Below are 13241 nucleotides of genomic sequence, written 5' to 3'. Positions count from 1 at the left end.
AAGCACTCCTACGCATTAAAATGAAAAATGGTTGAATGATCGATGCTAGACGGTGATTGTTTCGACGTGCTGCCACACCAGCTGCATCATGTCCTGATTGATGGTACTACCCACCATATTGAACTCTGCGACGACGACGTTGCTGCCGCCGCTGGCGTCGAGCACCTGGACGGTGCCGGACAAATTGGTCGTACTGCCTCCCAGTAGATCGCCGAGACTGATCTCGTTACTTCCGTCGTCGAAGATGATGTCGTCAGCATCGACGCCCGCGGCGCGGAGCTGTGAAAGATCGAGCAGATCGTTGGGCGTTGCGCCGACGCCGAAATCGGTGATCTTGATCAACGGATTCGCCGAACCGAGGATGAATTCGTCCCTGCCGTCACCGCCGGTCAGCTCGACCGAGGTGAGCCCCGACGCCGCCGTCAGCTTGGACAGATCGAACATGTCGTCGCCACCGCGACCGTCCATCACCAGGTAATCGTAGTCACTTCCCTGCACCTGCTCGAGACTCTCGGCGAACCCGATGGTGAAGCGGCTCAGGCCGTCGTCAGCGACCTCGATTCGTTCGTCGCCTGGCTGTCCTGGATCGGGATCGAAATCGTCGGCCAGGACCGTCAGGGTCGATCCCGCGCCGGTGCCGGAGATCTCGATACGCTCGATCTCCGTCGCGGTGATCTGGCGCGAACCGCCCCAGCTGACGTCGAATGCATTGTAGTTGCCGCTCAGCATGCCGGTCTTGTCGACGATGGCGTCGCCGACATGTTGAGCGACGACGGTGTCGCCACCGAACCGCAGCAGATCGGTTTCGACGCCGCCGATCACCGTCGCGGCGACGCTGTCGACGCCGAACACGAACCGATCCTCGCCCTCACCGCCGCGCAATTCGACGGCGTCGATGCTGTCGTTGAGGCGATTGAGGCCGCCGGCTTTCAGCCCGGTGAGATCGATGCTGTCGTCACCACGGCGTCCGTCGATCACCAGCCGGCCGTAGCCGCTGCCCTGCACCTGCTCCAGGCTCTCGGCGAACTCCACGGTGAAGCCGTTGACGCTCTGGTCGGTGACCTCGATTCGTTCGTCCTGCGGCTGTGCGGGATCGGGATCGAAATCATCGGCCAGCACCGTCAGGGTCGAGCCCGCGCCGGTGCCGGAGATTTCGACACGCTCGATCTCCGTTGCGGTCACATGACGCGAGCCGTTCCAACTGACGTCGAACGCGTTGTAGTTGCCGCTCAATGTGCCGGTCTTGTCGACGACGGCGTCGCCGACCTGCTTGGCGATCACCGTATCGCCACCGAACCGCAACAGATCCGATTCGAGACCGCCGACCACCGTCGCGGCGACGCTGTCGACGCCGAACACGAACTGGTCCTCGCCCTCCCCGCCGCGCACTTCGAGGGCGCTGATGTCGTCATTGAGACCATTGGTGCCGCCGGCTTTCAGCCCGGTGAAATCAATGCTGTCGTCGCCACGGCGGCCGTCGATCAGCAGCCGGCCGTAACCGCTGCCCCGCACCTGTTCCAGGCTCTCGGCGAACTCCACGGTAAAGCCGTCGACGCTCTGGTCGGTGACCGCGATTCGTTCGTCATGCGGCTGTACGGGATCGGGATCGAAATCATCGGCCAACACCGTCAGGGTCGAACCCGCGCCGGTGCCGGAGATTTCGATATGCTCGATCTCCGTCGCGACCACATGACGCGAACCGTTCCAACCGACATCGAATGCATTGTAGTTGCCGCTCAGTGTGCCGGTCTTGTCGACGATCGCGTCGGCAATCGCGTCGACTTGCAAGACATCGGTCGATTCGTCGCCCCCGCCCGCAAAGGCAAGATCGGTGGTCTCGGCCGAAGCGATCGTACGATCCGCACCGTCGCCGCCGAGAATGGTCATGCCGATGGTCGCGCTCGCGTCTGCGGTATCGTCGCCTGCCCCCAAATGGAACGTCTGGTTTTGGTACACGGGAGCGAGCGGATCTGGACCCGGCGGACCCGCCATGCGCGGCAGCACGATGTTATCGTCACCCTCCCCTGCATCGAAGAAGTTCTGGTCTTCGAACCAGACAGCGTCGACCGCCGGATCATTCGACAGACCCGTCAGGTCGACCGTATCGTCTCCGTTCGTGAAGACACGATCCAGCGTTCCGGTGACAACCAGCGATGCCGTCTCGGCCGTGGCGCTATAGGCCGAGGTCCCGCCGAAGCCCACAACCAGCGCGGTGATTCCTGCGGCGATACCATTGGACATATCCCAGGCACGGAAGGTGAGGCCGGGGGGCTCGGCAACAAAAGAGGGGTTGGTCGACCCCAGGACCGGGTTGCCCGACGCATCGAACAGCGTGGCATCGGTTGTCTGGACGTTCCGCGAAGGGATAAAGCGAAGAGCATCAGTCTGCGCCAGATGAAGCCCCTCGCCCGGGGCGAGATCAACATCGGTCCACGTGCCGCCGCCGGATTGAAACTGCCAGACTCCGTGGGAGTCATCGACCGCCGTGATGACGATGCCGAGAGACGCGGCATCGACATCGATGGCATGGTCGTTCGCCGGATTGACGTCGTCGAGGCCGAGAAGGTGCGCCACCGTCGTGGCAGCACCAGCAGCGCCGCTGTCTTCTGCAATCGCGCTCGGATTTTCGTGACCCGACAGCACCGGCGCATCGTTGACCGGTGTGACGTTGATGGTCAGCGTATTGGCTAACGGATCGAGGTCAACGCCGCCATTGGCGGTTCCGCCATCGTCCTGCACCTGGAACGTGAAGCTCGCATAGTTGCTGCCGTTGGCATTCGCCGCCGGCACGAATTGCAGCTTACCGGCCAAGATATCCGCAGCCGACGCCGTTGCTCCCGCCGTCACCGGATGGCCGTCGAGCGCCAGCGTTCCGGCGCCCGGCAGCGTGGTGATCTTCACGCCCAGCAGAGTATTCGCCGGATCGTCGTTCGCGTCGGTGTACCCGAAATCCGCAAGCGTGAGGGTGTAGGCGATGTCTTCCAGCGTCGTCACCGCACCGTTGGTGCCCGCCGGCGCATCGTTAACCGGCGTGATATTCAGCGTGAAGTACGCCTCGGCCGAAAACTCGCCGTCCCACGCCACAACCTTCAGATCTGGCGAATGGGTCTCGTTCAGCGGAGGCGTGCCGGTGAACGTCAAAGTCGCCGGATCGAAATGCATGCCATCGGGCAGCGGATCACCATTCGCGAGGAACGCCGAATATTCCAGCGGCGGACCGTCGACGTCGGCAAAAGTGTCTGCCGGAACCTGGAACGTCCAGGCGTGATCCTCCAGCAGCGTCTGATTGGTGATGGCATGCGCGACTATCGGCGCGTCGTTATTGCCGGTGACCGTGATGGTCACGGTCTCCGTGTCAATCGCGCCGTGCTCGTCCATCACCTTGAAGGTGAAGGTCTCTGTCTGAACCTCGCCTTCCTTCAGGGCCTGCGTCGCACTCCGCGTATTGTCGAGCGTGTAGACCCAGCCGTCCTGGGTGTCACCATTGCCGTCCACCCAGGTGTCCCGGGCGAGCGTGCCGTAAGTGCCGTTCGGATTATCGATGACGGCAGTCAGACCATGGCCGTTATCGGCATCGAAAACATTGACGATGCCGCGGACCTGATTGGCCGCCGCATCTTCGGTGACCGCCCCGGTCATTTGCGAAGCCGGTTCGCTGTAGCCAGGACCCGTGATCAAAACCGGCGTGTCATTAGTGCCCGCAACGGTTACGGTCACAGTCTGCGTGTCGGAGCCGCCAGCGCCGTCCTGCACTCCGACCGTATAGGTCAGGCTCAGGGTCTCACCCTGCGCAAGGAAGTCAAACGCCTGCGGCGCCGAGTTGAACGTCCAGGCCAGATTATGCGCGTCGGTCGGGTCCGCCGCGATCGCGGCGCCCGGCACTGCCAGCATCGCCAGCAGAGCCGCACTGCTAAGGCCACCGCTTGGGCCGGCCACCACGACGCTCTGCACCGAGGCGGTGACGGTGTTGCTGACGTCGACGTCCGTCACTGTCAGTGTGCCTGAGGCAGTTAATGCAGCGTCGCTTTCCGTCAGCGATGCGGACGAGCTGTCGGGACTCGCAACCGTGATCACCGGCGCGTCGTTGGTCCCGGTGATCGTCACCTGCACCGACGTCAGCGTGCCGTCCGCTGCCGACACCGAGAAGGTGTCGCTCACGCTCTGCCCGACACTCAGGCTCTCGAACGCGTCGTTCGCCACGTAGGTCCAGGCGCCATTCGTCCCGATCGAGAAAATGCCGTGCACTCCGGGCGTGCCGGACTGTTCCACGAAGGTCGCCGCGCTGTCGACGTCACTGATCGTCAGCGTGCCACCGGTCGAAATCGGAGCATTGTCCTCCGCAACCGACACATCGGCTGACGACACGAACGCCAGGTCGTTGGTCCCGGTGATCGTCACCTGCACCGACGTCAGCGTGCCGTCCGCTGCCGACACCGAGAAGGTGTCACTCACGCTCTGCCCAACATTCAGGCCGTCGAACGCGTCGTTCGCCACGTAGGTCCAGGCGCCATTCGTCCCGATCGAGAAAATGCCGTGCGCTCCGGGCGTGCCGGGCTGCGCCACGAAGGTCACCGCGCTGTCGACGTCGCTGATCGTGAGCGTGCCGCCGGTCGAAATCGGCGCATTGCCCTCAGCAACCGACACATCGGCCGACGACACGACCGTCGCGTCGTCGGTACCGGTGATGGTCACCGTGACGAGCTGCGTGGTCCCGTCGACCGTCGTAACCGTGATGCTGTCGGTGTAGTCGACGCCCTCCACAAACTCGTCGTGGGCGGTGGTCATGCTGTAGGTCCACGCGCCCGAAGCGTCGATGCTGAAGGTGCCGTAGCCATTGCTGCCGGCCACCCCGGTCTGCACCACGAATGCGTTCAAGTTGTCGATATCGCTCGCGACCAGGGTGCCGCCAGTAGTCAGCACGGCGTCGGCCTCGACCAGCGAAGCCGTGCTGGTCCCCGTGATCACCGCCGCGTCGTTGGTGCCGGTGATGGTCACCGTGACGAGCTGCGTGGTGCCATCCACCGTCGCAACCGTCATGCTGTCGGTGTAGTCGAAGCCGCCCACGAACTCGTCATGGGCGGTGGTCAGGCTGTAGGTCCACACCCCGGCGGCGTCGATGCTGAAGCTGCCGTAACCGTTGCTACCGGCGACCCCGGCCTGCGGCACGAAGGCGTTCGAACTGTCGGGATCGCTGGCGACCAGCGTGCCACCGGTGCTCAGCACCACGTCGGCCTCGGTCAGCGTCGCCGTGCTGAACCCCGCGATCACCGTCGCGTCGTCGGTGCCGGTGATGGTCACGGTGAGGAGCTGGGTGGTGCCGTCGACGGTCGCCACCGTCACGCTGTCGGTGTAGTCGACGCCACCCACAAATTCATTGTGAGGGGTGGTCATGGCGTAGGTCCACACCCCCGCAGCGTCGATACTGAAGTTGCCGTAACCGTTGCTGCCGGCCACCGCGGCCTGCGGCACGAAGGCGTTCGAACTGTCGGGATCGCTGGCCACCAGCGTGCCGCCGGTGCTCAGCACCACGTCGGCCTCGATCAGCGTCGCCGTGCTCGCTCCCGTGATCACCGTCGCGTCGTCGGTGCCGGTGATGGTCACCGTGACGACCTGGGTGGTGCCGTCGACTGTCGCCACCGTCACGCTGTCGGTGTAATCGACGCCGCCTACGAACTCGTTGTGAGGGGTGGTCATGGCGTAGGTCCACACCCCCGCAGCGTCGATACTGAAGTTGCCGTAACCGTTGCTACCGGCCACCGCGGCCTGCGGCACGAAGGCGTTCGAACTGTCGGGATCGCTCGCCACCAGCGTGCCGCCGGTGCCCAGCACCACGTCGGCCTCGAGCAGCGACGCCGTGCTGGTTCCGGTGATGACAGCTGCGTCGTTGGTATCACCTAACGGAGATCCACTGCCTGGCTCAAAGACGTCACGGATCGTGGTTGTCACCACTCCGGTCTCGACCGGAGCGCGCGAACCAATTCCATTTCCTGACGGGTTGAGCTGATCGATAGTGATGTCAGAGAAGCTTGCACTCGACGCCACCGGCGCGGGACCACCAGCTCCCGCGGCCGGCAGAATGGACTGGTCCGTCGAGATCGGGAACGAAGCCACAAATTCGGCGCCGCTGATCGGCTGCCCCTGCGACACCTGAAGCGAGACATCAGCGATCGGTCGGCCGAGCGCGTCATAAAATGGATTGATCGTGACGGTCGACTGGTTGTCGAACAGGATGACCAGCCGATTGCCCAGCCGCACAAGCGTGATCTTCTCGTCGGCGAAGCTCGTCAGATCGACGACGGATTTTCCATCGAGTTGAATCGCGAGAGCTTGCCCCGTTTCGGGCTTGGAGACCTTGAACGTCTTCAGACCAACCGCGCTGGTCGTCGCTTCCGACAATTGCAGTTGGGCCATCTTGATCAGCGCGTTCATCGGCCTCGCCCCCGTTAGAAAATGTGTTAATTTCTGATTGATTTGATATTTTGGCGATAACCTATTGTAAAGGATTTGAGGGGTCAATCTCAAAGCCGGGCGTTAAAAAATGTCGCATCGTTATGGTATATGTTAATAATTCGACGGCGCTTCTGTCATAAACACTGCGGTTGCGCCGTCGATACGACTGCACAACATTGATTCGATCGCTGAATCGGCAATCGTCTGCGCCGGCTCGATTCGCAGAGCAGCGCTCAGAGATGACGAGGGAGACATCGAAGCGCGTCAGGCCATCGACGAAAGTCGATGCATGGGAGCGGCGGTGGCGCCAAGGCGAAAGGGGAGAGCTTTGGGACTCGCAATCGTCGCGCGACGGAAGCCCGCACAATTGCGGGGCGCGGCAATGATCACGCGTGCAGGATGAAATCCAAACCCGCCACGCGGTTAACTCTGTCGGAAGGTTCGAGGCCGCTACGTCGGCGTCAGTTGCGCTTGCGACCGAGGGATTGGGCTTCGATCAATTCCTCGAGCTTCATCTTGTCCAGCAACAGGTCAGTGATGATCCGCTTGAGGCGACGATTTTCATCCAAGAGCTCATCCTCGGTCTTGGTACTGCTGCGCTCGGAGGCATCCAGCACAGGCGCCGTCGGCGTCTCGGGAGTCGCAGCGGACGGCTCGGGCACCATCTTCCTCCACCGGTGAAATGTCATCACGCTGATGCCCAATTCTTTGCAAATCTCAGCCTGAGTCTTGCCCCGCGCGGCGAGCTCGCGCGCAAGACGCAGCTTCGACGCAATCTGGATGGTTCCGTGCCGCTTCATTCTCTCGACTGACCTACCTCGTGCAAATACTAGTATAGGCACCCATTCCAAGTCACACAACATGCATGGAGTATATGCACATACCGGCAGCATTTGTGAATGTCACTTGAATTCGATAATTGCTCGCAATACGCTCATCAATCGTGTTTTTAGCCATGAAATTGAAATCGTATTTATGTCTAATTGTTAGCAAGATCGCGCCAACCCATTTTAGCAGCCGCATTCGTTGACTTAACATTTGGCGAGAAATTCACACAACAACCGCGCCAACGATCCGACGGGGACTCGGTCCATGCCAGATCTTTTCAAACGCGCGCCGCCTGAATTGGCATCGCCTTCTCGCGACAGCAAACAGGCGTTACTCACGGAGAATGATCGGCTGCGAGAAACGGTTGCAGAGATCGTTCTGCAACTCGATGCGCTATGGGAAAAATTGGATCCCGCAGACCTTCAATGCCGGCAGGAATTCGAGTTCCGCATCACGACGTTTCACCGCGACAACTAGGCTAGTCGCAGCTAGCGGGCGCGCATCACTCGCTTCGCCGACAGGGGTCACCCTTGTCGGCGGTATCATGATGGCGACGCCCGACAAAATTCACACGGCGAAGGTGAAGGTAATGCGTGGCCTCCCAGTGCCGCGCGGCGCATGCAACATCCGGATAGTCCCGTCGACCGTTTGAAACCCGTCGACCTCTTCTCGACCGCTGGTCGTCGCCTGCGCCAATCGCAGGCGGACATTGCGGGAGTGGAGAAATGCTAGATCCGCCCCACCAGGCAAGCGGTCGGATTGTACTTGTTCAAGTACAACAACGCATGGTCTCGAATGCCGTCGAGCCACACGCCGCGGCCCGCATAGCGATAGCCGTCGCCCATCGGGATCAGGCGAACTGGAACAACGTGTCGGGGGCTGAGATGCAAACTCGCGACGACGATCTGACCGGGTGCAAGAACCGGGCCCGACCGTAGAGTGTAATTGCCGCCATTTTCGCAAGAGATTGAAAAGTCGGCACCCGGAACAACGGTCTGAGCGTCAGCGCGTCCGCCTGCCGCAACAAAGCCCGCGAGAATCAGAAGCCCGCCAAGTATTGCTTTCTTGATGTTCACCGTAGCCCCCAGTGCCAATCCGTTTCCTGCACTATTAAGACCCCAAAAACACGGCCCACACAAGTATTTGAACGGCCGGGAAGACGCTTTCTCTCGTCCCTGCAGCGTGCCAGCGTCAGGGTCAAAGTCTGACTGTCAGTCGCAGAATCGCGTCGGCAGCGGCCGACAGCGCTGGATCACGGTCGCCCTCATGGGCGTGCGCCCGGTTTGGCGACCAGTTTGCTTTCCGAAGGGCGCGGCAACCGTCGTCGCGCCGAACCACGTCGAACGTCAGGAGGAACTGGACGTCCCAATTCGCCGTTGAACGGTGCCAAGGTGAAATATTGCCGGGCAACGCGAATGGCAGCATCCGCGCAGCCTTCGGCCTCCGCGGTTCGATCGCTGCGCGTAACTCCTTGGAGACTGCGAAATAGGAGAACGCCCTGGCCCAGCACTATCTTCGCGCCGCGGACGACGACGGTGGACGCAACTTGGTCAAGATCTGCTGGGTCGGACCGTCGGCGATCAATTTGCCGGAGTCGAACACCAGGATCCGATCGACCAGCAACAGCAACGAGGGACGATGGGTGGACACGATGATGGTCATCTCCTCCTTGGCCAGCGCCTTCAGCCGGTCCAGGAACTCGCCCTCGCTACGGACATCGAAATGCGCGGTCGGTTCGTCGAGAAACAGCACGCGAGGCTTACGGATCAGCACCCGCGCGAGCCCAATCGCCTGCTTCTGGCCACCGGACAGGCTGCGGCCGCCCTCGGCGATCATCATCTCGTAGCCTTGCGGATGGCCGGCGATGAAGCTCTCGACGCCGGCAAGCCTCGCGGCCTCCAGCACCTCTTCGTCGGTCGCGGCCGGACGGCCGAGCGCGATGTTGTCGCGCAATTTGCCGTAGAACAGATCCGTGTCCTGCAGCACGAAGCCGATCCCGGCCCGCAGATCGGCAGGGTCGTATTGTCGGATGTCGATGCCGTCGATCAGGATGGTGCCTTCGCTCGGCGGATAGAATGCGGTCGCCAGCCGTCCGACAGTGGTTTTGCCCGATCCCACCCTGCCGATGATGCCGACCTTCTCTCCCGGCTTGATCTCGAACGAGACGTTGTCGAGTGCCTTGGCCTGGCTGCCTGGATACGAGAAACTGACGTCCTTGAACTGGATGCGGCCGTCCTTGATTTCGCGCGCCACATAGATCTTTTCCGGCGGTCGCTCGCGCTCCAATCCCATCAGGCGATCGATCGACCGCAAAGCCGAGGTGGTCTGGGTCGCCCGGGTCATCACCGCAGCGATTCCTGCGATCGGTCCGAGGATCCGCGCCGACAGCATGTTGGCGGCGATGAGAGCGCCGACCGACAGCTTGCCGTCGAGGATCAAGAACACGCCCGCGACCACCAACAGCAAGCTACACAGCTGGCTGGCCGCGCTTGCGGTCGTGAGCGCCAGCGAGGCCCAGAACTGCACCTCCTCGCTCGAGCGCGCCGTCGCCGCAACAGAGCGCTCCCACACCGTCTGCACGCGCCCCTCACCTCCCACGGCACGCACGGTTTCGATGCCGTTCAACGCCTCCACCAGAATGCCGTGCCGGGCCGCGGATTCCGCCTGCATGCGCCGCATCGCGCGGTCGAGCGGCCGCTGAATGAGAAGCCCGACACCGATCATGATCGGCAGCATCAGAAGCGGAATCCAGGCTATCGGTCCCGCGATGATGAACAGCACCGCGATGAACAGGATCGCGAACAGCATGTCGGTGGCCGAGACCACGGTGCCCGAGGTGAAAAACTCCCGGACGGAGTCGAAGTCGCGCATCTGGTTGGCCAGGATGCCGACCGAAGGCGGACGCTTGTCCATCTTCAGCGCCATAATGTGCTCGAAGATGTCGGCGGCCAGCACCACGTCGATCTGCTTGCCGGTCATATCGATGATGCGACTGCGCACCACCTTGAGCAAGAAATCGAAGCCGATCGCGAGCGCAAGCCCGCCCCCCAGCGCGACCAGGGACGGGATCGCACCGTTCGGAATGACGCGATCGTACACGCTCATAATGAACAGCGGCGCCGCAAGGGCGAGGATATTGACGATGAAGGCCGCAATCGCAACGAGGCCGTAATTGGCGCCGAACCGGCTCACCACCGACCAGAACCAGTGCGTCTTCGGAAGATCGCCAGCGGCCCCCGTCCGGGCATCCGCCATCCCGGCCGGTCGAATGAGATAGGCGAAGCCGACATACCGCGCGGCAACGGCTTCGATCGGCGCAGTCGCGGGTCCGTTGCCGCGGGAGGGGTCGACGATGCTGACGCGACCGGCCGCCTCATCCATGGCGAGCATGACGCGCGTGGAGCCGTCGTGGAACAGCAACACGCAGGGCAGCACCAGCGATGGGATTTCGTGCAACGGCCGCTCGACCAATTGCGCTTCGAGCCCTGCCCGCTGCGCCGCCCGCTCGTACAGGCTGAGGCCGAGGCCGTAGCGCTCGAGCGGCAGTCCCGACAGCAGGGCGCTGCGGCTCAATGCGCGACCATGATGTGCTGCGAGGTACAGCAGACTGTCGCTGAGCGAATCGGCCGGCGGCACATCGGCGCTGACTTGCTCGACGGGCAACGCCTCTTCCGGGCCAACCTTGACGGAACGAACGTTCAACTACGCCTCGGACTGCAGTCGGCTGCTATGGACCGACACCAGAGCCGCTCACGAGCGTCCATCAACTCGTCAATCCAGTCGCACTTGAACTCGGTCGATGGCGCCCGGCGTATGCCCTTAGCAGATCCAAATCCGCGCCTTGACGTCGTTCGGGCGGCGCTGTCGCACCGATCGAGCTTCAATACCTCGCTCCTGCGGCCGCATAGGGTCCGGGGAATATCGCAGAAGCGTTGGCATTGGTGGCATGCCCCGATGCCCAGCGGTCATCGAATGAGATCACCCGAGGCAGCTTGGCGGTTTCAAAGGGTGATTCGAAATATCTCACCGGTCCCGCCGCATTCACGGGCTCCGGACCAGGGCCGGGCGGACGAAGACGCACCGGCGCCAGAGCGAAACCGATAAATCCGCTCGGGTGAACGTCGACCAGTTGGATCTCCGGCGGATGACCAGTCTTGAGATATTCAAGCAGCTGCCCCATCGTCGCCAGCAATTGATAGTCCGCAAAAACCGCAACGCCGCGCGCGGAGACCAGCGAAACACTGGCGTTGAAGTACTGGTTCTGCGAATTCAGCAGATCGACCAGCGTGCGCTGACCGAGTTCATACTCCTTGGTATAGGCCGCGAAGGTCCGGCGGGCGGCCTCGACATCGCGGACCAGGGCCGCAGCTCGGTCGTTCGTGATGGTTCGCGCCGCCCAGGCCTTATCCAGCGATTCGAGAGCGTCGCGCTGTAACCTCGCGAGCTTCTGCTGTTCCTGGATCATCCGCTCGGCGGCTTCGTTGCGCCTCCAGCTGCTCTGGCCACCGTTGAAGATGTCCCAGGACATCACCAGCTTGCCGCTGACTTCGTCGTACTGGTTGTTGTACAGGATCGTTTCCTTGCCACGCGTGGCGCGACCTTCCAGCGCGAGCGTCGGAAGGAATGCGCCCGTGGTGGCGTCAAAAGCGCGGTTGGCGGCTACCACGTCGGCACCAGCGGCTCGAATGGTCGGATTGAACTTGTAGGCGACCTCGAGCGATTCCTCTTTGGTCTGCGGCAGATCCGACAGTCGGCCCGGGAAGCGCAGATTGTAGGGCTCGAGCCCGACGACCTTGCGATACTTCGCGCGTGCAGAGTCCAGGCTGAGGCGAAACTCCGCAGCGACGGCTTCCGCAGCTGCAACCCGCTCTTCTGCCTGCTGGGTGTCACCCTCCCCGGCTCGACCGCCTTGGAAGCGGGCAAGGACGTTCTTACGCAATTCGAGATGTACTTTGAGGTTCTGCTGAGCGAGCGCCACCAATTTGGTGTAGCGCACCATATCGATGTAGGCCTCTGCGGCGTCGAGACCGATCAGCTCGGTGCGCTCCAGCACCCGGAAAGCCGCTGCGTCGACGCGGGCCGCCTGCCGCCAAACCTCGTTGATCGATGCGAAGCCATCGAACAGCAACTGACGAACCACGACGGATCCTTGGCGCCCGCGTAGGTACTCGTCGTTGTTCGGAGTTGCCACATCGTATTGCCGCAGCTTCTCAGGTCCCGCGCTGGCCTGCAGGCGAACCTGGGGGAGCAACGTGCCTTGCGTCTGGCGCAGTTCGGCCTCGGTCGCGCGCCGGTTGGCAGCGGCTTCCCCCACCCCGGGATTGGTCTTAACCGCCTGATTGATCGCATCTAAAATCGTGAATGGCTCGGCAGCCCCGGCAGGGTCGGCTCCGAGGGCGATCAATGCTACGGCAGCAAAAGTGCGAACATTCCAAGGCATATCTAACAATTAACAAACCAACAGTTGACTCGCAATGAAGTTACTACCGCCGGCGATGAAAGTTATCCTGTGTGGCAAAACCGCGACTGAATCCGACAAGCCACTGAAAAGATGCGCTTTTCTATATAACATAGAATATCATTCAAGGCGAGTGACGCGCAGCCCCCGCTCATTGGGACTTGTCGCCGGTAAAATATGAAGGAGTACCAGTACTTTGCCGCCGGATGACGGCTATCTATCCGAATCGCCGTCTGAATTTCGTGAGACAGGATAATTTGCAGGCTCCGCGATGGACAAAGGCGACGATTCAGCGCGCGAACAGCCGCGACTGTAGAGTGAGACGAATGTTATATTCGCGGCAACGTTATCGTTCCGATCGCCGGCGCGCAGTCGAGCGGACCTCGGCGTCCTTCAGCGACCTTCACATTGCACGCGGTGAGCCGAGATCGGGCGACGCCGAGACCCACAATTCCTAGATCCGTAGCCTTCGATCGCACAATCAGAGCGTCCCGGCTTCGTCGTG

General features: G+C 62.0%; 6 protein-coding genes. 1 reads left to right on the top strand and 5 read right to left on the bottom strand.

Annotated features, from left to right (window positions below; genetic code table 11):
- Positions 1 to 45: 45 nt before the first annotated feature.
- Both RPB_RS23775 and RPB_RS08245 read right to left on the bottom strand, forming a co-directional pair.
- Positions 46 to 6429: a beta strand repeat-containing protein gene (locus RPB_RS23775; protein ID WP_011440533.1), complete on the bottom strand. Its 6384-nt coding sequence runs from the start codon at positions 6427 to 6429 to the stop codon at positions 46 to 48.
- A 482-nt stretch (positions 6430 to 6911) separates the two neighbouring features.
- Positions 6912 to 7250, bottom strand: a complete 339-nt coding sequence (locus RPB_RS08245) for a helix-turn-helix domain-containing protein (protein WP_011440532.1) — start codon at positions 7248 to 7250, stop codon at positions 6912 to 6914.
- Between the two features lie 292 nt (positions 7251 to 7542).
- Between RPB_RS08245 and RPB_RS08240 the strand changes: the two genes are divergently transcribed.
- A complete protein-coding gene (locus RPB_RS08240; RefSeq protein ID WP_041798096.1) occupies positions 7543 to 7755 on the top strand; it encodes a hypothetical protein in 213 nt (70 codons plus the stop codon).
- 251 nt (positions 7756 to 8006) lie between these two features.
- Here the strand turns inward: RPB_RS08240 and RPB_RS08235 are convergent, their stop codons facing one another.
- From RPB_RS08235 to RPB_RS08225, 3 genes are all read right to left on the bottom strand, one after another.
- Positions 8007 to 8354: a hypothetical protein gene (locus tag RPB_RS08235; RefSeq protein ID WP_041798631.1), complete on the bottom strand. Its 348-nt coding sequence runs from the start codon at positions 8352 to 8354 to the stop codon at positions 8007 to 8009.
- A 433-nt stretch (positions 8355 to 8787) separates the two neighbouring features.
- Complete coding sequence (locus tag RPB_RS08230; RefSeq protein WP_011440530.1) at positions 8788 to 10980, bottom strand: type I secretion system permease/ATPase; 2193 nt, start codon at positions 10978 to 10980, stop codon at positions 8788 to 8790.
- Positions 10981 to 11158: 178 nt separating this feature from the next.
- Positions 11159 to 12718, bottom strand: coding sequence for a TolC family outer membrane protein (locus tag RPB_RS08225; protein ID WP_011440529.1), 1560 nt, complete (start codon positions 12716 to 12718; stop codon positions 11159 to 11161).
- Between the last annotated feature and the right edge of the window lie 523 nt (positions 12719 to 13241).

The organism is Rhodopseudomonas palustris HaA2 (genome assembly GCF_000013365.1).
GTDB classification, from domain to species: domain Bacteria; phylum Pseudomonadota; class Alphaproteobacteria; order Rhizobiales; family Xanthobacteraceae; genus Rhodopseudomonas; species Rhodopseudomonas palustris_J.
This window is presented reverse-complemented; position numbering and strand designations above follow the sequence as displayed.